This is a genomic window from Streptomyces sp. BF23-19 (assembly GCF_041106355.1).
Lineage (GTDB): Bacteria > Actinomycetota > Actinomycetes > Streptomycetales > Streptomycetaceae > Streptomyces > Streptomyces virginiae_A.
Genome location: NZ_JBGBPT010000077.1, coordinates 25,904 through 46,286, shown reverse-complemented (window position 1 = coordinate 46,286; position 20,383 = coordinate 25,904). Strand labels below are relative to the sequence as shown.

Here is a 20,383-nt window from a genome sequence, read left to right as displayed (position 1 = left end):
CGGCGCCCCGGCGGCGGGGAGGGTGGGTGGGGTCAGCGCGCGGCGGCGGCCAGGAGGCGGGGGGCGGCCGCGTGGGCGGTGGGGGCCCAGCTGAGGAGGGTGGAGCCCACCGACATGCCGCCGCCGAAGCCGGACAGGAGCACCACGTCGTCCTCGGCGAGCAGGCCCCGGCGGTGGATCTCGTCGAGGGTGACGGCGATGGACGCGGCGCCGGTGTTGCCGTAGCGGGCCAGCTCCAGGTGGAGGGTGGCGTTGTCCAGGCCGAGCGCCGGCCACACCTCGCCGATCATGACCGCGTTGGCCTGGTGCGGGACGAAGTGGTCGACGGCGTCTGCCGGCAGTCCCGTACGGGCCAGGAGTTCGGCGACGGCCGCGGGGAGGTGCTCCTGGACGAAGGCGCGGACTCCGCGGCCGTCCATGCGGAAGTGGTGGGCGCCCTCCTCCAGGGTTCGGGCGGAGGCGGGGCGGCGGCTGCCGCCGGCCGGGACGCCGATCAGTTCGTGCTGGTCGCCGCGGGTCAGCAGGCTGGTGCCGAGCATGCCGTGGCCGGAGGGCGAGGGGCCCAGGACGGCGGCGCCGGCTCCGTCGCCGAAGAGGATGGCCGTCCTGCGGTCGGTGTGGTCCAGGATCCGGGAGTAGATGTCGGCGCCGATCACCAGGCCGTGGGCGGCGCCGGGCTCGGCGCGCAGGAGGCGTTCGGTGACCGTCAGCCCGCAGACGAAGCCGCTGCAGACGGAGTTGACGTCGAAGGCGGCGGCGTTGACGGCGCCGAGCAGGTGTTGGACCACCGCGGCGGTGGCCGGCTGGGGCTGGTCGGGGGTGGAGGTGGCGACCACGATGTACGCGAGGTCGTGCGGGTGGATGCCCGCCTGTTCCAGTGCGCGGCGGCCCGCGTGGGCGGCGAGGTCGGAGGTGGCCTCGTGCGGGGCGGCCCGGCGGCGTTCGCGGATGCCGGTCTTGCGCACGATCCACTCATCGGTCACTCCGGTGGCGTGCGCCACCTCGTCGTTGCCGACGATCTGTTCGGGCAGGTAGGAGCCGGTGGCCAGGACCGCTATCGGGTCGGTCGTCTCGCGGGGTCCGTTCGTCACGTTCTCGTCTCCTGGTGTCGGGGTTCGGCGGCCGCTCGGGTGTCGGGCAGCCGCTCCCATCCGGCCAGCTGCGCGTGTGCGGTGAGTACGGGGTCCGAGCCGACGACCACCGGGCGGCCGACGGAGCGCAGGAGGTCGAGGTCGCTGCTGTGGTCCCCGTAGGCCGAGCAGTGCGCGAGGTCGAGGTCGTGGATCGCGGCGACGGCGTGGGCGGTGCGGCCTTTGGCCTGGCCGATCAGTGGGGTGACCACCTGGCCGGTGAGGAGGCCGCCGCGGATCACGGGTCGGGTGCCGAAGGCCCGGTCGGCGCCGAGGTGTTCGGCGATCGGGTCCAGGCAGGCGAAGAAGGAGCCGGAGACCAGGACGGTCAGGTCGCCGTGTCGGCGGTGTGCGTCGAAGCGGGCGGTGGGGGCCGGGATGAAGGGCGCGTCGGCCAGTTCGTGGGTGAACCAGGCTCGGCCGGAGGCTGCCAGGGATGCCGCGCTCTCCCCCGCGTAGAGGCGGTAGTAGCGGCGGTTGACCTCGGCGCGTGGGTGGCCGTCGGCGGCGGCGCGGTGGAGGGTGGCGGTGAGGCGCTCGTAGGTGCCGGGGGCCGCTCCCCGGCGTTCCAGGTGGAACGCCAGGAAGCGGAACATGGTCTTGAAGCCGATGAGGGTCTCGTCGACGTCGAAGAAGGCGGCGGCGGTGCTCATCGTGGGGTCCGGACGCGGGCGAGGTCGAGTGTGAGCAGGCACAGGCTCTCGCCGTCCTGGTGGGCCTCGACGCGCACCGGGACGCGGTCGGTGTCGGGTGTGCTCTCGTCGCCGAGCTCGACGATCCCGCCCTGGGTGTAGTAGGAGGCGCCTTCGCCCGGGCGGCCGGCGTCGCGGCGTTCGCCGACGACGGCGGTGAGGGTGGTGGGGCTGTCGAGTTCGCCGAACCGGCTGAAGGTCACCGCCAGGTCGGTCGGGTAGGTGCGCGACGGTGACATGCCGCGGACGTCGAGGGCTCCGTAGAGGGCGATCTGGCGGGCGGCCTCGGCGATGACCATGCCGGGCAGGTGGTCCTGCGGGTGGTCGAACATGCTGGGGTGGCTGCCAGGGGTGCGGATCCCGGCGGTCAGGGTGTCCGCGGCGACCTCGATGCCGGTGAGGACGACGTTGTCGGCGTTGGCCCGGCCCACGCGGTACGGCTCGACCGGTGCGCCGGTGGCGCTGCCCGGTTGCGGGTGGTCGGCGGAGGAGGGCAGCGGTCTCTGGTCGCGGTTGCGCAGCCGCAGCGCGGTGTAGGACTCGGGGGACTTGAAGCGCAGGCCGATGCCGGCGCGGCCGATGCTGAGGTCGCCGACGCGCAGGTCCACGTCGTAGTCGAGGCCGTTGGTGCGGCCCTCGCGGACGTAGTGGTTGCTGGTGGTGACGTGGAGGGTCAGCTGGCAGGGGGTGGGGCCGACGGCTATCCGGTCGGGGCGTGAGAGGTGGACGCGCAGGTGGGTGAGGATGAACTTGTCCGTCCGGGGCACCGAGAAGTAGGCGTGGGCGCCGGCGAGTGCGGCCTGCCGGCAGGCTTCCAGCAGCAGGACCGGGTCGTAGACGTTGGGGCTGAGCAGGTGGTCGCCGTAGTAGGCGTGGGAGCGCGGAAGTTGGGCCGCGGCGACGTACGAGGCTGTGCCGAGGGGCTGGAGGTCGGTGAGGAAGACTTCGCCGAGCGAGTCCCGGTGGACCAGTGTGCGGTCGACGGTACGGCTGTAGCTCAGCTCAAGTGCGGCGAGGTCCTGTTCCAGCTGCGAGGGTGCGGTGGTCACGTGCGGAACCTGCTTTCTCGGGTGGTGTGCTGTTCGGCTTGCGTGTGCGTCGTCGTCCGGGCGGTCAGCGGCGTTCCAGGAGCACTCCTGTCCAGGTGAATCCGGCTCCGGCGCCCAGCAGGAGGACCCGGTCGCCGGTGTCGAAGGTGTGGTGGCGTTCGAGGTGGTCGAGGCCGGCGATCTGGTCGCCGCTGCCGAGGTGGCCGACGGTGGCGCCGAATTCCCACAGGGATGTCCGGGCGCCGCCGGGGAATTCGGGGAAGTAGTTCTCCTGGAGCAGGGGCAGGCCCAGGTTGGGGTAGACGACGCGGCGCAGTGCGGGGTCGGTGCCGTGGGGCAGGAGGGTCTCGCGGATCTCGCGGACCGCTCGGCGGGTGGCTTCGCGCAGGCTGTCGGTGCCGTGGGCGGCGAGGTAGCGCTTCTTGGCGGCGCGTACGTCGTGTTCGGCGCCGAACAGGGCGCGGGTCTCGGGGGCCGGTTCGTCGAGGCGGTGCAGTCCTTCGAGTTCCGGGTCGCTGACGCTGTGGGTGTCCAGGACGTGCCAGGTGGGGGCCTCGGGGGCGGGGGTGTCGGCGGTCAGGACGGCGGCGGCGGCTCCGTCGCCGTAGACGATGCCGTAGTCGGCGGTGAACCGGTCGAAGCCGGAGGCGGCGAAGCGGTCGGTGGCCACGATGAGGGCGGTGCGTCGGCCTTCGGCGGACAGGAGGTCGGCGGCGAGGTCGAGGACGAGGAGTTGTGCGTTGCAGCCCTGGGCGACGGTGAAGGGCAGGGCGCGGGTGGCGCCGAGCCGGGACTGGAGCCAGGAGGCCGGGGACCACAGGCGTTGGTGGCCGTGCCGGTGGATGGCGGTGACCGCGATGAGGTCGATGTCCTGCGGTTTGGTTCCGGCGGCGGCCAGGGCCCGTTCGGCGGCGACGAGGGCCATGTCGCCGGGGTAGAGGGTGTCCTCGGCGGCGATGGTGCGGTAGCCGGTGGCGCGGATGCGTTCGGCGTCGGGTTCGGGGTGGCGGGCGGCTTCGGCGGTGAGGTCGAGGCGCTGCTCGGGGAGGTAGCTGCCCGTGCCGGCGATGCTGATGCCGGACGGGGGGCGGGGTGGGGTCGTGGTCATGCCGCCTCCTTCTCGGTTTCGGCGGTGGCGCCGGCGGTGGTGGTGGTGTCCGGGTCGGCGGGGACGGTGCGGGCGACGTGGCCGTCGGGGCGTACGAGGACGGCGGTGGCGCCGGTGGGGAGCCAGGCGCGCTGTGTCGGGGTGAGTTCGGCGGTGCGGGTGAACGGGGGCAGGTGGGCCTGGTCGGGTGTGGCGCCGGGCAGGTGCAGCCAGGTGTGGTGGCCGGGTTCGGGGCGGTGGCCGGGGACGCGGGCGCCGGGGTGCAGCCGGTGGCCGGTGCGGGCCGGCAGCGGAGGGTGCCTTGTGGTGGCGTCGGGTGCGGGGGCGGCACCGGACGGGGTGGCCGCGGGTGCGGGGGTGGGGTGGTAGCGCAGGTAGAGCTGGCTCCAGGCTTCCGCGTATCCGGTCAGCGACTCCTGTACGGAGTGTCGTGCCGGCTCGGTGGTGGCGTGGCGCATCGCGTCGAGGAGTCCGAGGACGCCGGTGGTGCGGGCGACCTCGGCGGCGGCGGCGCGGCGTTCGCGGTCGTAGTCGGCGAGGAGGGGGGCCGGGGGGCCGGTGAGGAGGGCGGCGAGGCGCCAGGCCAGTGCCCAGGCGTCGCCGAAGCCGGTGTTCATGGCCTGGCCGCCGGCGGGTGAGTTGAGGTGGGCGGCGTCTCCGGCCAGGACGGTCCGGCCGTGGGTGAAGCGTTCGGCGAGGCGTTCGTGGACCTGGTAGTGGGCGATGCGGTCGACGCGCTCGAACCGCAGGGCGGGTCCGAAGCCCAGGGTGTCGACGGTTTCCTGGAAGTGGCGGGTGCTCAGTTCGCTGTCCCGGTCGAGTGCTTCGGGTGAGACGGGTCCGGCGATGCGTACGGTGCCCTGCGGCAGCGGCAGCAGGGAGACGGCACCGGCCGGGCCGATGTACATGGCGGAGGCGTCCGGGTCGGCGGGCAGGAGCGGGGCGCCTTCGGCGAGGAGGTAGCTCATCGGGTAGGTGATGCCGGGGAAGTCGATGCCCAGGGCGGTGCGGACCGCGCTGCTCGCGCCGTCGGCTCCGACGAGGTGGCGGGCGGTGAGGGTGTGCGGGCCGTCGTCGGCGACGGTCGCGGCGGTGACGCCGTGTTCGTCCTGCTGGTGACCGGTGTAGCGCAGGCCGCGCAGGAGCCGGCCGCCGGTGGCGGTGAAGCGGTCCGCGAGTACCGCTTCGACCTCGGGCTGCGGGACGTTCACGTAGTAGGGGAAGGCGGTGTCGAGGCCGGTGAAGTCCACGGTGAACAGGGCTTCGTGGCGGGTGTGGAAGTCGATGCGGGTCTGGCGTACGCCTCTGTCCTCGACGGCGGTGCGCAGGCCCAGGGCGTCCAGGATCTCCAGTCCGGCCGCGTGCACCATGACGGCGCGGGTGCGGGGGTCGATGGTGTCGCGCTGGTCGATGACGGTGCATGCGATGCCGTGGTGGCGCAGGAGGCAGCCGAGCATCAGTCCGGTGGGGCCGGCGCCGACGACCAGGACGTCGGTGGTGCGGTGGTCGTTCGCCCGGGCACCGGGGGTGTTCCGGTTCATCGGTTCGTCGCCTTTCTGTGCGTGCGGGCGTGGCCGTCGCCGGGGGCCCCGGGGGTGGTGTGGCCCCCGGCGACGGTCGTTCGGTGCCGGCGGGGTGGGTCAGTGCCGGGCGGCGGTGCGGCGGTTGCGGAGGAAGAGGGCGACCAGGAGGGCGACGGCGATGAGGATCAGGCCGTTGACGAGGATCGCGAGGTTGATGCCGGACAGGGTCGCGGCCTTGACGGGTTCGCTGGAGAGGCTACGGATCTGGGCGGTGGCGATGGCGCTCATGATCGGGATGCCGATGGTGATGCTGACCTGCTGGGTCAGGGTGGTGATGCCGGTGGCCAGGCCCTGCTGTTCGTTGGGCAGGCCCGAGGTGGCGGTGACCATGAAGCCGACGATGGCGGCGACGTGGGCGTAGCTGCTGAGGAAGGCGAGGGCGAGGACTCCGTACAGCCAGCCGCGGGCGTCACCGGCGAAGTAGAGGGTGCCGACGGTGATGCCCTGGACGAGGAGGCCGGCGACGAGTACGGCGCGGCTGCTGCCGAGGGCGCCGATCCAGCGGGGGGCGGTGACGCCTCCGAGGAAGGCGCCGACGCCGAGGACGCCGAAGGTCAGGCCGGTCGCGATGGCGGAGTAGCCGAGGACTTCCTGCAGGTAGAGGGTGAGCAGGAAGATCATGGCGGTGAAGCCGATGAAGGTGGCGGCGCCGCCGATGTTGCCCCAGGTGACGCTGCGGCGGCCGAGGATGCGCAGGGGTGCCAGCGGTTCGGTGGCGTTGAGTTCCACGAAGCCGAAGACGACGAGGAGGACGACGCCGACGGCGAGGGAGATCAAGGTGGTGGGGTCGCCCCAGCCGTACTGGCCCGCGGCGGAGATGCCGTACACCAGGGCGATGAGGCCGGCGCTGACGGAGACGGCGCCGGGGATGTCCAGCTTGCCGCCCGTCGAGCGGGAGCCGCCCTTGAGGAGCATGGGGGTGACGACGATCAGCAGGATGCCGATCGGGATGTTGATGAAGAAGCCCCAGCGCCAGCTCAGGGTGTCGGTGAGGAGGCCGCCGAGGATGGCGCCGCAGGTGAAGCCGGCGGAGAGCATCGCGCCGTTGAGGCCGAGTGCGCGGTCGCGCAGGGGTCCTTCGGGGAAGGCGGTGATGAGCAGGGCGAGGCCCGCGGGGGTGACCATGGCGGTGGCGAGGCCCTGTGCCACTCGGGCGGCGAGCAGGGGGCCCGCGTCGTCGACGAGGCCGCCCGCCAGGGAGGAGAGGGTGAGCAGGACGAGGCCGGCGAGGAAGACCTTGCGGGCGCCGATGAGGTCGGCGATCCGGCCGAAGAGCAGGCTGAACCCGGCGGCGCTGAGCGCGAAGGCCGTGGCGATCCACTGCAGGTTCTCGGCGGCGAAGTCGAGCTCCCGGCCGATGACCGGGACCGCCACGTTCATGATGGAGAAGTCCACCGCCAGGGTGAACTGCGCGCCGAGCAGCAGGAGCAGGATGAGCGTCTGCCGCTTCGTCATCCGCTCCGGCGCGGGGGCCGCCGGGCCCGGCGACTGATCTGCCCGAGTCTCCTCGGGGCTGTTGACCGTTGACATGAGAGACCTTTCGCTTCCTGCCGGTTGGTGTGCTCCGAGCATCTGCGCGGTGGGGAGGGCTAGCCAGTACCCGCTGTTTCATAGGGCTGCGGTGGGTACCACTGGCTGGGTCTGTCTCATGCGGCCCGGCCGTGAATACGTTTCGGGGCATGACGAATTCCACACTCTCCGTGGTCGAAGACTTCTTCGGTCACCTCGGTGCAGGCGAGGCCGACCGGGCGCTCGAACTGCTCGCGGAGCCCCTCGACTGGTTCACTCCCGGTGACACCGCGCTGATCCCGTGGATGGGCCGGCGTACCACCCGCGGCGAGGTCGCGGACTTCTTCGAGCAGGCGGGTGAGAACCTCACGCCGGAGGAGTTCGCCGTCGAGCGGATCCTGGCCGAGGACGGGATCGCGGTGGCGTTGGGGCGTTTCCGTTACCGGGTGAACGCCACCGGTAAGTCGTTCGCCTCACAGTTCGCGGTCGAACTGCACGTCCGCGACGGGCTGATCACCCGCTACCGCATGCACGAGGACAGCTACGCCATCTCCTTGGCCTTCCTCTGAGCCGTCCGGCCCACTTCGATCCGGCTTCGGACGGCGAGCGCGAAAGAGGCTTCGATGACCACCCGGTACCCCACTGAAGAAGACGCCGGCGCGGATGCCGGCGCGGATGCCGCGCGGCGGGATGCCTACGACGTCCTTGTCGTAGGTGCCGGTCCGACCGGCCTGACGGCGGCCTGTGAACTGCTGCGTCGGGGGGTCCGCGTCAGAATCGTGGACGCGGCCCCCGGCCCCAGTGTCCATTCCAAGGCGATGCTGGTGTGGCCGCGCACCCTGGACATCCTGGAGGACCTCGGGCTCTCCGGGGGCGTCGACCAGGTCGCGGTCAAGCTGCGGCAGATGACCTACTACTCGGAGAAGAAGCCGGTCACCCGGATGCGGATGGCCGACGACATGGCTCCTTACTGTCTGCCTCAGCGGCTGACCGAGGAGGTGTTGACCGACGGGCTGCACCGGCTCGGCGGCCGTATCGAGCGCGGTGTGCGGCTGGTGTCGCTGCAGGACGTGGACTTCGGCGGGGCGATACGTGAGGACCGGCCGGTCACCGCGGTGTTGGAGCACGCCGGCGGGAGCGTCGAGCGGGTCACCGTCCCCTGGGTGATCGGCGCGGACGGTGCGACGAGCGCGGTGCGCCGCCAGCTCGGTATCGCCTACGAGGGTGCGACGTACGAGAACCGCTTCCTGATCACGGACGCGAAGGTGGCCGGCGACCCGCTGGAGAGCGACGAGATCCACTACTACCAGTCACGGATGGGTGTCCTGGCCATCGTGCCGCAGCCGTTCGGGCTGTTCCGTTTCTTCACCAACGCTCCCGCGGACATGGCGCAGGGGTCGCTGGCGGACATGCAGCGGCTGGTCGATCTGCGCGGGCCGGGCGGGTTGCGGCTGACCGACCCGGACTGGGTGACCACCTTCCGGGTACATCGGCGCCGTGCCGCCTCCTTCCAGTTGAGCCGGGTCTTCCTGGCCGGTGACGCCGCCCACGCGCACAGTCCGATGGGCGGGCAGGGGTTGAACACCGGGATCCAGGACGCCCAGAACATCGCCTGGAAGCTGGCCTCGGTGGTGCGCGGTGAGGCGCGGAGCGCGCTGCTGGAGAGCTACACGCCCGAGCGGGCGGCGGTGGCCGACGCCGTCGTGCGCGACACCGATCTGCAGACCCGGGCGGCGATGTGGACCCGGGGCAGCCAGGTCACCCTGCGGGACACGGCGATGCGGGCCCTGGACCGTACGGGGGTCCTGGACCGTTTCTACGTGCCGGTCGCCGCGGGCCGGCGCTGGGTCTACGGCCCGGTCGCGGACGGGCCGAGGCGTACGAGGCCCGTGCACTGGTGCTCGGCGCGGGCGGGTCTGCGCCGGCACGCCCGGGAGGGTGCGGCCCTGCCGCGGCCGCTGGCGGTGGCGCTGGGGGTGGCCGGACCGGCCGCCGATCCGGTCCGGCTGCACCTGGTGGTGCTGCCGGGCGAGAAGGACCCGGACCGCGGTCTGGCCGAGGCGGTCCGCCGGCTGGTCGGGCCGTGGGCCGGCCAGGTGCGGGTGGTGGACACGGCGGCTCTGCCCGGGCGCGGTCCGGCCGTGTCGGCCGCCCGTGAACTGCACTGCCGGCACGCCGGTTTCCATCTGGTGCGGCCGGACGGGCACATCGCCTTGCACGGGCACCGTGAGGAGCTGCGCGAGCTGTACGACACCCTCGACCGCCTTCTGGTCCCCGGGGCGGGTACCGCCCCCGGGGCCGTCCTTTCACCGACCGATGAACTCCCGCTGGAGGAAGAAGACATGTACCAGACCGCCGGATCCGTTCCCTTCGCCCACACCGTGGGCTCCGGTCCGCACAAGGTGATCGTGCTGCACTCCCTGTTCGGTGGGCACCAGTCGTTCTCGCCGTTGTGGCCGTACCTGGACGGGTCGCGTTTCACGTACGCGTTCATGGACGCCCGGGGGTTCGGGCGCAGCCTGGACGTGGCGGGTACGTACACGACCGACGAGATCGCGTCGGACGTGTTGACCCTGGCCGACAGCATGGGGTGGCAGGAGTTCTCGCTGATCGGGCACTCGCTGGGCGGGCAGCCGATCCAGCAGGTGTTGCTGAAGGCTCCGCAGCGGGTGCGGCGGATCGTGGGGCTGAGCCCGGTCCCCGCGGGCGGCATGCCCATTGCGGACTCCGACTTCCCGCTGTTCGCGGAGGCCGCGCACAAGGTGGAGAACCGTCGCATCGTCATCGATCTGACCACCGGGAACCGGCTGTCGCCGCACTGGGTGACCTCGTTCGCCGAGTCCTCGATGAAGGAGGTCGGGCCGGTCGCCTTCCGCAGCTACCTGGATTCCTTCCGTACCACCGACTTCGCCGACCGGGTGAGCGGTGCCCAGGTGCCGGCGCTGGTGGTGGTCGGTGAGCACGACCCGGCGGTGACGGCGGAGTCGATGCAGGAGACGTGGATGAAGCACTACCCGAACGGTCGGCTGGCCGTGGTGGGCAACGCGGGCCACTATCCGATGGTGGAGACCCCGGTGGCGCTGGCCACCCTGCTGGAGGAGTTCCTCTCCCAATAGTCCTGGCTGCCCCTCCCCCGTCCCCCGCGGGCGGGGCGCCGAGGAGGCGAAGGCGGATGTCCGGTGACTCTCCTGTCGGTTGCCCGGGCGTCCGCCTTCTGTCTTGTCCGGGACCGGTCGTGGGCCGGCGTGGGAGCGGGAGGAGGTCGCAGGGATGCCCAAGGTGACGGCGGCGCCCGTGCCGGTGCGTGGGTGCGGGTCGGGCCTGGTGGCGGTGGTGGCCGGGCATGAGTTGACCGCGTTCGTCGGTGCGGCCCTTGCCGCGGCGGGTGCCCGCCCGGCCGACGCGGTTCTGACGGCCGAGGTGCTGGTGGCCGCCGATCTGGCGGGGGCGGCCCGGCACGGCGTGGTCCGGTTGCTCCCCTATGTGCGGGGGCTGTTGGGCGGGACGATCAACGGTGGCGCCCGGCCGGAGATCGTGCGCCGGTACGGGGACGTCACCGTGATCGACGCGCATCACGGGCTGGGTCAGCCCGCGCTGGCCTTCGCCGTGGACCGGGCGGTGGAGCAGGCCCGGGTGCGGGGTGCGTCCGCGGTCTCGGTGCAGCATTCACGCCATGTCGGCATCACGGCCTGGTACGCGGGGCGGGCGGCGCGTGGTGGCGTCTTCGGTGTCATCACCACGCGTGCTGCCGGGTCCGCGGGGGGTGCGGGGGCGTTCCGGGAGGGGGCGGTAACAAGCCAGTTCTTGATGTGTCTGGACCGAACCGCCGCGGGTGGCGTGCGGCCCTCGGCATTGGTGGCGCCGGCCGGTGCGGGGGTGGTGCGGCCGCGGTTGACCCTGCCGGTTCCGGTTCTGGAGGAACTCGGCCGGATCGCGGCTCTGGTCAAGGTGGCGCCGGTACGGGCGCTGGACACGCGTCGGCCGACCCGTTCCGAGGACCCTTGAGTAAACACTCCGGACTTATTTTATTTACCGGTCGTGCGGGAGAAGGCGCGGGAAGGCAGGTGGTACACACCCGAACCAAAAATCGTACACACCTCAACAATCGAGGTGGATTTACACGGTAAGTGACCAGTAACGACGACGTCGGCGGCCCGCCCGGGAATACGGCGGCGCATGGCTGAATTGTTGTCGGTGTTCCCCTGCAGGGGGACTCGTCGGTCCTGCCCTGCTCGCCAAATCGCCTTGTGGCATGGGATCTTGGCCAACGGCCTTGCGGAGTGACGGACGTCACGGGCCGGAATTCGCTGTTCCGGGTTTCCTTTGTAAGGAGGCCCGTGGCGTGAATCGGACCGGCCGCGGACGGGCACTTCCCCATGTTCCCATCGGCTAGTATTCGGCGGATGTTTCAGCGCAGTGCGCGGGCAGCGAAAGGCGAAAAGAGAATGCAGCGGGCGGCGGGAGTTCGAGATTCTGATCTTGGAAAGTTCCTTCAGGTACGGCGCAGCCTGCTGACGCCGGACGACATCGGCCTGCCCGGCGACGGCAAGAGACGCCGGGTGCGGGGGCTGCGCAGGGAGGAGGTCGCCCACATCGCCCAGGTCAGCGTCAACTACTACACGCGCCTGGAGCAGGGACAGAACCGCAGCGCCTCTCCCGAGGTCCTGGACGCCATCGCCAACGCGTTGCGCCTGAACGCGGGCGAGCGGGCCCACCTGCACAACCTGTCCCGCGCCGCCGAGCTCGCGCGCCCGGCCAAGGCCGCCGAGGAAGTGCGGCCCGCGGTGGCCCGGATGATCTCCGCCTATCTGCAGGGGCCGGCGGTCGTGCTGGGCCGGCAGATGGACATCCTCGCCTGGAACGCCCTCGCCCGGACCATGTTCTCCGGACACATCGACATCGAGGAGCTCCTCGCCCGGGACGCGCCGCCGAACCTGGCCGAGCTCGTCTTCCTCCACCCCGGCGCCCGCGCCCTCTACCCCCGCTGGAACGACGAGGCGGTCGAGATGGCGGGGTACTTGCGGATGATGGCCGGCCGTTTCCCGGGCGACCCGGAACTGGTCGAGCTGATCGAGCGTCTCTCCCTCGCGAGCCCGGAGTTCACCGAGATCTGGTCGGGGCACGTGGTGTGGGACAAGACGTTCGGTACGCGCCATCTCCACCATCCGGCCGTCGGGGAGCTGACCCTCGCCTTCGAGAGTCTGCGCCTTCCCGATTCCCCCGACCAGTGCATCGTGCTGTACCACGCGGAGCCCGCCTCCCTTGAGGAAGAGGCGCTGCGCGTCCTCCTGGAAGGCCGCGGCGGCGGCTGAGCGCCCTCGCCGTCAGGACGTCGGCGCCGGTCCGGACACAGTCGAGAATCCGTCAATACCCGCTGAGGATGACCAGCAGGGGCAGGCGAGGGGATCAACGCCTCGCCGAGACTGGACCCATGGACTCCTTCGCCGACCTCAGCCATTTCCTGCGCTCCCACCGCCTCCGCACGACCCCTGAGCAGACGGGGGTGTCGACGGGCGCGGGGGCGCGGACCGCGCCCTGTCTGCTGCCCGCCGAACTGGCCCGGGCCGCGGGGCTCGACGCCGACCGCTACACCGACATCGAGGACGGCCGAGCCGGCCGCGTGTCCTTGTCCGTCCTCGACGCGCTGGCATCGGCCCTGCACCTCGACACCGACGACCGGGCCGAACTGTTCCGGCTCGGGGCCTCCCCCGGAACGTCCCGGCTACGGGGGCTCGGCCACCTCACCCGTGCGGTCCCCATGCTGCCGGTCATCGCCTTCAACCACCGCTACGACATCACCGGATGGAACCTGCCCGGGCAGGCGCTGCTCGCCTGGGACCTGGACTGGCCCGTGGAGCACGTACAGCCCAACCTCGCCCGGATGCTCTTCCTCGACAGGGCGACGCGGGCACTGTACGGGCACGGGCAGCGCCAGGTCGCCGGGCTCGTCGGGGCCCTGCGGCGGGCGACGGAGCAGCGTCCGGACGAGGAACTGTCCTGCATGGTGGTCGAACTGGCGGCCACCAGCCGGGAGTTCGCGGAGCTCTGGTTCCGTCCGGTCGAGGAACGGGGGGGCGAGGAGGACTGCGGCGTCCTCGTCCGCTTCGAGCATCCCGCGGTGGGCCCCATGGAGCTCTCCCGGGTGGTGCTGGAGGAGGGGGCGCAGAACGGGGAATGGGCCGTGGTGTTCAGCCCGGAACCCGGTTCCGCGTCCGCCGCCGCGCTGGACGACCTGCTCGCCCGGATCTCCGGCCGGTCCGGCTGACCCGCCGCGGCCGGTCGCCGCGGCGGCGGGACGGCCGCCACCACGCCGCGGCCGTCCCCGGCGGCCGTCGCTCGGAGCCCGTCGCTCGGCGGCCGTCGTTCCGCACGTGCGGGAGTACCAGGAGTGCGCGGGGGCCCGGCCCGCTCAGGCGGGCGGCCCCGGCAACCCCGGATAGGCGCGCTCCGCGCGCGGGGGCACGGCGAAGGTGGCCCGACTGCGGACGTCCATGAACGCGTTGATGCCGTTGTTGCGCCGCACGCCGATCCCACCGTGGTGGGTGGACGCGTCGGCCGCGTTCATCATCGCCCGGGTGGCGTGGAAGTCCTCCATGGTGCGCTGCAGGGACACGAAGTGGGTCCCGGGCACCCCGTGGTCCATCGTCGCGAAGTCCCTGCGGTTGATCCGCGGCCGGCCGGCGAGCCGGGCCCGCCCGGTCGCCTGGGCATGGCCGACCCGCCCGTGGGCGGCGGCCACCGCCGCCAGCTCCGTACGGTCGCTCTCCGCGTCCTCGACCAGCCCGTGCGCCTCCTTCGCGGTCATGCGGGGCGAGTACATCAGAGCGGCACGCTCGTCCTCGTGCTGCTCGTACCAGCTGTCGGTGTCGAGGACGATGTAGCTGACGTGCATGGTCGTGCCGCCGGCGAGCGGCCCCTCGGTGATCGAGACCTCCTCCTCGGTGGCCTGGTTGCGCCGCAGTCCCGAGTGGAAGCCCAGCAACAGCGGGGCGTTCGCCGGGACGCCGGCCTGCGGCCGTCGCACGGCCGGCAGGCCCTCCCCCACGAAGCCGCCGCGGGTCTCGCGCAGCACGAGGCGCCCGCGCTGGTCCTGCGGTCCGGGCCCGAAGAGCGACGCGGCGGCCTCCGTCACCGTCTCCTCCCGGTCGGAGGCCAGGTGCAGGCAGGCGTCGTACTCCTCCAGCACCGGGTTCTCCCAGCGGGCCATCGGGACGGGCCGCCCCACCGGGGAACGCAGCGGTGTGTGCCGCTCGAACCAGCCCGGGCCCCAGCCCATGCACATCAGGATGCCGTCGGGCCCGTACCCGTACCGCTCCTCCAGGGCGCCGAGCGCGGCCTCCAGGTGTCGGGCGTCCCGCGGCAGGGGGGAGCCCACCACGTCGAGCATCAGCAGCCGGTGGTGCCGGGGCGGCAGGGCGCGGCCGGCCTCGTCGGAGCGGAAGGTGTCCTCCCAGGCGTGCTGGGCGGCGGGACGTAAGGGCATCACAGCTCCTCCTGCGGCTCGTCGCGGCGCAGGGCCGCGAACGCCGCGGCCCAGTCGGCCACGGGCGTGCCGGGTTCGTTGAACAGGCTGAAGGTCGTGTATCGGCCGGCGGGCTCTTCGATGGCCGCGACGATCGCGGCGGCCATGTCGGAGCGGGCCACCATGCCGTCCCCGTAGGGATGTTGGGTGAGGGTCAGGGCGTGGCTGCCGGGCGGGTCGTCGGTCATCCAGGTGGGCCGCACGACGGTGTACGGCAGGCCGCTCGTGCGCACCAGTCGCTCGGCGGCGACCCGTGCCGGGAGCAGCGTGTCGTTGATCCGGTTGAGCGGGTGGGCCGGTCCGTGGCCCACCGCGAAGGAGCTGAACAGCACGAAGTGCGCGCCGGGAGCGTGGCGGCGGACCTGCTCCAGCAGCACCCGGGTGGCCCGTTCGGTGTGCACCCGGGCGTCGCCCCGCCTGGGCACGAGCACGACGGCCTCGACGCCCTCCAACACGGCGGCCGCGTCGGTCAGTTCGCCGAGGTCTTCCGGCCGGGCCGGGTCGCCGAGGTCGCCGACGTAGCGGACCGTGTGGCCCCGTTCGGCCGCCGCCGAGGCGATGATCCTCCCGCTGCCGGCCCGGTAGGGCGAGCCGACGACGACGATCCGTGCCATGTCCTCACGCCCCGTCGTGGACGAGCAGGGTGGCCTTGCCGGCGATCCGGCGTTCGCGCAGCGACGTCATCACCTCGGGGAGCCGCTCCCAGGCGTCCTGGTGGCCCAGGACCGGTCGCAGCCGGCCGAGGTCGATGAGGCGGACGAGCAGTTCCAGGTCCTCGCCGACGGGCTCGCCGGACCCGAACACCCAGAAGGGGTGCAGGGTCTGGCGTGCGTGGGGCACGAAGGAGGAGATGCTGAGGCTGGCCGTGCGGCCCGAGGAGGTGCCGAGCACCACGATGTGGCCGAAGGTCGACAGTCGTTTGAGGGCCGAGACCAGCACCTCCCCGCCCACGGATTCGAGGATCACGTCGAAATCGCCCTCGGTGTCGGCGAGGGAGGTGGCGACGTGGTGCGCGCCCAGTGCCTTCAGGTCGAGGTCGCGGTGGGTGCCGGTCAGCGCGGTCACCTCGGCTCCCTCGGCGGCGGCCAGTTGTACGGCGAAGGAGCCGACGCCGCCGCTCGCGCCGGTGACCAGGACGCGGCGGCCCAGCAGCGGCCCGCCGCGGCGCAGGGCGCGCAGGGCGGTCAGTCCGGCGACGCCGAGGGTGGCCGCCTCGGTGAAGGCCACCGCGTCGGGGAGGACGGCGAGGCGGTCGACGGGGACGGCCGCGTACTGGGCCCAGCCGCCGAAGTCGTTCATCGCCGCGATCCGGGTACCGGCGGCGGGTCCGCTGCCGTCGGCAGCGGCCCGTACGACGGTCCCGGCCAGGTCCTGCCCGGGCCGCCAGCCCTCGGCGCGGCGCCGGAACAGGTTCAGTTCGCCGCGGTTGACGGAGAAGGCCGCGACGCTCACCAGCGCCTCGTGCGGGGCCGGTTCGGGCAGGGCGACGATGCGCAGGTCGGGGCCGTCGGGGGTACCGATCCAGGCACGCATCCGCTGCGGGAGGATCGGCGGAACGGGGTGCGCGGAGGCGGGAGATGTGCGGGAAGAGGTCATGCGTCGACCGTAGGTGGGGCCTCGGCCGGGAGGGAAAGACCAGCTCTGTCTCGGTTCATAACTCCCGGGTATGAATGGGGTGGTGTCCCTACGATGGCGGGGTGACCATGCCCGAGGCGAGACTGTTGCGCTACTTCCTGGCCGTGGCCGAGGAGGGCAGCTTCACCCGGGCGGCGGCCCGACTACACATCGCGCAACCGGCGTTGAGCACGCAGATCCGCCGGCTGGAGAGCCGGCTGGGCGTGCTGCTGCTGCACCGCACCACCCGTGTCGTGCGCCTGACGGAGGCCGGACAGGCCGTGTACCAGCGCGGTGCGGGTGCGCTCGCCGCGCTGGAGGACGTATGGGAGGCGGCCCGCCGGGCCGGGCGCGGCGAACTGGGCCGGTTGCGCCTGGTGTACAGCACCAGTACGGGGTACGGGACCGTCCCGAGCCTGGTGGAGGCGTTGCGGGTGCGGCTGCCGGACGTCCAGGTCGCCGCCGAGGTGCTGCGGACCCCCGACATCGCGCACGCGGTGCTCGACGGGCGGGCGGACGCCGGGATCGCGCGTTCGCCGGAGGTGGTGGCGGGGGTCCGGCTGCTGCTGGTGCGGACCGAACCGCGCGGGGTGCTGCTGGCGGCCGCCCATCCGCTGGCCGGACGGCGCGAGCTCGCCTTGGCCGAGGTCGCGGCGTTCCCGCTGGTGCTGCACGAACGGCAGGCCAACCCCGGCCACTACGACGAGGTGCTGGCGGTCTTCCGGGGGGCGGGCCTGGTACCGCGGCTGACCGAGCGCCCGATGGCCTTCGACCCGACGCAGAGCGTGCTGCGGGACGCCCGCACGGTGGGTCTGGTCGCCGCGTCGTCCGGCGACCAGCTGCCGGGGTGGCTGCGCTGGGTCCCGCTCGCTCCCGGGACCCGGCCGCTCGCCACCCACCTGGTGCTCCCGGAGACCTCGCCGTCACCGATCGTCACGCACTTCACGAATGCCGCGCTGGACGCGGCCCGGGAGGCGGGATGGCTGGACGGCGGGACGGCGGCGCCGGGACGTCCCGACGCAGGACCGTGACCGTGGCCGTGGTCGTGGTCGTGGCCGTGGTCGTGGTCGGCGGGTGAGGGGCGGAGGAGCCCTCTTGGCCTCCGGTGCCTCGGGGAATCCGAGCCCGAGGGTGAGGACGGCAGGCCGGCCGTGCTGTCGGAGGGTGCCGCTCGGCGGGCCCGGTCCGCGGGATCACCGGCGGTGCGCGGAACCCCGTTCCCATGACGGGACCAGGCCGTCGAGGACGGTCCGGCTGTCGTCGCCCACGTGCGCCGCAGCCAGCGCGGGCATCGGCCGGCGGTGGCCCGGTCGGGGCGTCGTCGCCCGGGAATGCGGACCACCGGATCACCGGGACTGCTCCCCCGGGTCGCCGCCGGGATCCCCACCTTGCTGTCGCCCCGGCTCGTCACCAGGGTTCGGGCCCGTGCTCCCGCCCGGCTCGTTCCCTGGTGCCTTCCCCTGGCGGTTGCCGGAGCCCGAGTCCTGGCCCGGCGCCTTTGCGCGATCCTGGCCCTGATCCTTGCCCGGCGCCTTCCCGGGCGCCGTTCCGGGAACGTTGCCGGCGCCCTTGTCCGGGTCCTTGCCCGGCTCCTGACCGGAGTCCGGCGCCTTCCCGTGGGGCGTGTCCGGAGCCTGGCCCGGCGGGCGCCCGGACCCCTGGCCGGTGTCCTTGCCCGTGTCGTGACCGGGGGCCCTCCCGGAGTCGCGGCCGGAGTCCGGCGCCTTCCCGGGAGCCGTGTCCGGGGCCTGGCCACGCTCCTCGCCCGCGCCCGTTCCGGGCGCCTTGCCCGACCCCTGACCGGGCTCCTTCGCCGGGTCGTGGCCCGACTCCTGGCCCCGGTCCTTCGCCGGATCCTTGCCCGACTCCTGGCCGGGCACCTTCCCAGGAGTGTGGCCTGACTTCTCACCCGACTCCTGACCGGGCTCCCTGCCCGGCTGTTCGCCCGGCTCCTGGTCGGGCGCCTTCCCCTGCTCCTGACCAGGCACCTTCGCCGGGTCCTGGCCTGACTTCCGACCCGGGTCCTTCGCCGGGTCCTTGCCCGACCCCTGACCCGAGTCCCTGCCCGACTCCTGACCGGGCACCTTCGCCGGGTCCTGGCCCGACTTCTCACCCGGGTCCTTGCCCGGCTCCTTGCCCGGCTCCTTGCCCGGCTCCTTGCCCGGCTCCTTGCCGGGCGCCTTTCCCGGTTCCTCGCCCGGGTCCTTGGCCGGGTCCTCCGCGGGGGTCTTGTCCGGGTCCTGGCCATGCCGCTTGCCGGTGTCCGGTCCGGGCGCCTTGTCAGGCTTCCGGCCCGGCTCCTCCTCCCGGTTCTCGCCCGGCTCCTTCACCGAGTCCTTGCCCGGCGCGTTCTCGGGGGCCTTGCCCGGGTCCGTGCCGGAATCCTGGCCCGGCGCCTTCTTCGGGCCCTCGTCCGGATCCTTGCCCGGCTTACGGCCCGAGGGCGGGGCCTGCTCCTTCCCAGGGGCCGGTTCCCGGGCATCGCCCGGGGGCCGGTTCGGGGTCGTGCCAGGGGGTGACTGGACCGTTCCCTGGTGGGCCGCCGGCAGGACCGGGTAGGCAGAGCCGGGGGTCTGGCCCTTCGGGGGCGGGACCGCGCGGTCGTGCTTGCCCTGCGCCGCTCCGCTCGGGCGCTCGTACCATCCCTTGCCGTCCTGGTCGAAGACCGTGACGGTCTTCACCGGCTTCACGGCGGGCTTGACCGCGACGAGGCCGGAGGACCGGAACGAGGACCACTTCGCGCCGCTGTACGTCTGCGTGCCCCTGACCGCGACGGGCGGGTCCAAGGGGTTGCCGCAGGCGCAGCGGACCCGGGGCACGCCCTGGGCGTCGACCAGCACGGGAGTACCGGCCTGCAGGACCGCCTGGTAGCTGGTGGGCGCGCCGTCCCGGTATCCGTGATTGGTGACCCTGGTGTCCCAACCCAGCCGGACGGGGGTCAGTGACCGCAGGTACGAGGGAATGTCGGACTGCCGGACGTCCAGCGAGGCGGCGAAGGCCCTGCCCTTGTCCGGGTGCTGCGTGAGGAACCGGATCTGCTTCTCGACGTCACAGCTCGCGACGTTCCGCGTGCCGCCGTACAGCCCTGGGTACCCGCCGTCGACCTCGAGCGTGCGCGCACCGTCCGTGTTGCCCGTGGCGCCCTTGGCGCTCGTACCGTCCTTCGTGTTCACGCCCGCGTTCATGGGCATGGCGTTGGCGACGCTCTCGGCCTGTGTGGCCGTCGAAGGGGTGAACGGGTCGGGTCCGGCCTCCGGGGCGGCCTGGAGGAAGACCTCGCCGCCCGCCGCGGTGTTCCCGCCCAGCACGGTGAAGCTGAGAACCACCGCCGAGACCACGGCCACCGCCGTACTCACGCTCAGCAGGATCCTGCGCGACCGCCGTCCGCGCACCCGGCCGCCGCCGTCCGCCGCCGGCAGCGAGAACCCGCCGGAAGCGACCGGAAGGGGCCCCGACGGGGGCCCCGAGGGAGGCGGAGGGCTTGGTGGGGGCGGCGGGGGTGGGGGCGGGGGCTCCGGATGCGCGCCCCGGCCGGACAAGGGGCCGGGCGGCGGGCCGGTGGGGTGCTCGGAGGAGGGGGGCAGGGAATTCACGACGCTCGCCCCCCGGCACAGGGCAGTGGGTAAACCGTGGTGACTCGCATGCGCTCACTCCTTCCGAACCGTCAACGCCTCCACATCCCGGAGGTGGGACCTGGACATCCGAAAACGCCCCGGCGGGGACCGTCCACCACGCGTGCGTCCATCTCCTGAGTAGGCCCTCTCCCCCGCACCACGTCATGCCGCGACCTTTCGGGACTTGACAGACCTCCTGCCGGGAGCAGGTCGTCGGGGTTTCGTCCCGTCGAAGGCGACGACCGGGGTGTCCGCGGCGAGGCCGATCCGCCCCTCGATGGTCCGGACGCGTCGACGGCCAGGGATGCGGTCGTGCCGAGCCGGTGGACGAGCCCGTGGCCGTACTGCGGGCGGTGGACCGGCTTCGGCGAGGCCGTACTGCACGCGAGCGCGCCTGTGCCGGATCAGGCGTACCGCAGCCGGCGCGCGAAGCAGGCTCAGCCGGCCCGCGGTGCGCTCGCCCGCGCCGGGCGCAGCCTCTGCATCCGCCCTGGGTGCGCACGCCAACCGCTGCAGACCACCTAGGAATCAGGCCCGTTCGGCACCTCTCACAACGGGGCCC

16 protein-coding genes are annotated in these 20,383 nt (G+C 72.8%); 6 read left to right on the top strand and 10 right to left on the bottom strand.

From position 1 onward, the window contains the following. Window positions 1–32: 32 nt before the first annotated feature. The 6 genes from AB8A24_RS33225 to AB8A24_RS33200 form a co-directional block, all read right to left on the bottom strand. A complete protein-coding gene (locus AB8A24_RS33225) occupies window positions 33–1,091 on the bottom strand; it encodes a 3-oxoacyl-ACP synthase III family protein (protein ID WP_369478372.1) in 1,059 nt (352 codons plus the stop codon). After that, window positions 1,088–1,783, bottom strand: a complete 696-nt coding sequence (locus tag AB8A24_RS33220) for an HAD-IB family hydrolase (protein WP_328959581.1) — start codon at window positions 1,781–1,783, stop codon at window positions 1,088–1,090. The genes AB8A24_RS33225 and AB8A24_RS33220 overlap by 4 nt, the downstream gene beginning before the upstream one ends. Further along, window positions 1,780–2,871, bottom strand: coding sequence for a ScbA/BarX family gamma-butyrolactone biosynthesis protein (locus AB8A24_RS33215; RefSeq protein ID WP_266385360.1), 1,092 nt, complete (start codon window positions 2,869–2,871; stop codon window positions 1,780–1,782). The genes AB8A24_RS33220 and AB8A24_RS33215 overlap by 4 nt, the downstream gene beginning before the upstream one ends. A gap of 64 nt (window positions 2,872–2,935) precedes the next feature. After that, on the bottom strand, window positions 2,936–3,979 hold the full coding sequence (locus AB8A24_RS33210; RefSeq protein ID WP_328959582.1) for a ketoacyl-ACP synthase III family protein: 1,044 nt from the start codon (window positions 3,977–3,979) through the stop codon (window positions 2,936–2,938). After that, the gene (locus tag AB8A24_RS33205; protein ID WP_369478371.1) at window positions 3,976–5,520 is read right to left on the bottom strand and encodes an FAD-dependent monooxygenase; all 1,545 of its coding nucleotides are present in this window, start codon (window positions 5,518–5,520) and stop codon (window positions 3,976–3,978) included. The genes AB8A24_RS33210 and AB8A24_RS33205 overlap by 4 nt, the downstream gene beginning before the upstream one ends. 99 nt (window positions 5,521–5,619) lie before the next feature. Next, window positions 5,620–7,017, bottom strand: coding sequence for an MFS transporter (locus tag AB8A24_RS33200; RefSeq protein ID WP_369478370.1), 1,398 nt, complete (start codon window positions 7,015–7,017; stop codon window positions 5,620–5,622). Between the two features lie 224 nt (window positions 7,018–7,241). Between AB8A24_RS33200 and AB8A24_RS33195 the strand changes: the two genes are divergently transcribed. From AB8A24_RS33195 to AB8A24_RS33175, 5 genes are all read left to right on the top strand, one after another. Beyond that, window positions 7,242–7,640, top strand: a complete 399-nt coding sequence (locus AB8A24_RS33195) for a nuclear transport factor 2 family protein (RefSeq protein ID WP_328959585.1) — start codon at window positions 7,242–7,244, stop codon at window positions 7,638–7,640. A gap of 54 nt (window positions 7,641–7,694) precedes the next feature. Beyond that, a complete protein-coding gene (locus AB8A24_RS33190) occupies window positions 7,695–10,187 on the top strand; it encodes an alpha/beta fold hydrolase (protein ID WP_369478369.1) in 2,493 nt (830 codons plus the stop codon). 154 nt (window positions 10,188–10,341) lie between these two features. Further along, a complete protein-coding gene (locus tag AB8A24_RS33185; protein WP_369478368.1) occupies window positions 10,342–11,076 on the top strand; it encodes an Ldh family oxidoreductase in 735 nt (244 codons plus the stop codon). A 440-nt stretch (window positions 11,077–11,516) separates the two neighbouring features. Beyond that, window positions 11,517–12,383, top strand: a complete 867-nt coding sequence (locus tag AB8A24_RS33180) for a helix-turn-helix domain-containing protein (RefSeq protein WP_033226239.1) — start codon at window positions 11,517–11,519, stop codon at window positions 12,381–12,383. Window positions 12,384–12,502: 119 nt separating this feature from the next. Further along, window positions 12,503–13,336 carry a helix-turn-helix transcriptional regulator gene (locus tag AB8A24_RS33175; RefSeq protein WP_369478367.1) on the top strand — a complete coding sequence of 278 codons (834 nt, stop codon included), beginning with the start codon at window positions 12,503–12,505 and terminating at the stop codon, window positions 13,334–13,336. 144 nt (window positions 13,337–13,480) lie between these two features. Here AB8A24_RS33175 and AB8A24_RS33170 read toward each other — a convergent pair whose 3' ends face one another. The 3 genes from AB8A24_RS33170 to AB8A24_RS33160 are packed head-to-tail and all read right to left on the bottom strand — an operon-like array spanning window position 13,481 to window position 16,189. Next, window positions 13,481–14,554 carry a hypothetical protein gene (locus AB8A24_RS33170; protein ID WP_328959589.1) on the bottom strand — a complete coding sequence of 358 codons (1,074 nt, stop codon included), beginning with the start codon at window positions 14,552–14,554 and terminating at the stop codon, window positions 13,481–13,483. Further along, the gene (locus AB8A24_RS33165) at window positions 14,554–15,207 is read right to left on the bottom strand and encodes an NAD(P)-binding oxidoreductase (RefSeq protein WP_369478366.1); all 654 of its coding nucleotides are present in this window, start codon (window positions 15,205–15,207) and stop codon (window positions 14,554–14,556) included. Before AB8A24_RS33165 ends, AB8A24_RS33170 begins: the two co-directional genes overlap by 1 nt. A gap of 4 nt (window positions 15,208–15,211) precedes the next feature. Beyond that, window positions 15,212–16,189, bottom strand: coding sequence for a zinc-binding dehydrogenase (locus AB8A24_RS33160; RefSeq protein WP_328959591.1), 978 nt, complete (start codon window positions 16,187–16,189; stop codon window positions 15,212–15,214). Between the two features lie 107 nt (window positions 16,190–16,296). Between AB8A24_RS33160 and AB8A24_RS33155 the strand changes: the two genes are divergently transcribed. Then, window positions 16,297–17,238, top strand: a complete 942-nt coding sequence (locus AB8A24_RS33155) for a LysR family transcriptional regulator (protein WP_369478373.1) — start codon at window positions 16,297–16,299, stop codon at window positions 17,236–17,238. 315 nt (window positions 17,239–17,553) lie between these two features. On the opposite strand, the gene AB8A24_RS33150 is transcribed toward AB8A24_RS33155, so the two are convergent. Continuing rightward, window positions 17,554–19,563 carry a DUF6777 domain-containing protein gene (locus tag AB8A24_RS33150; protein ID WP_369478365.1) on the bottom strand — a complete coding sequence of 670 codons (2,010 nt, stop codon included), beginning with the start codon at window positions 19,561–19,563 and terminating at the stop codon, window positions 17,554–17,556. Between the last annotated feature and the right edge of the window lie 820 nt (window positions 19,564–20,383).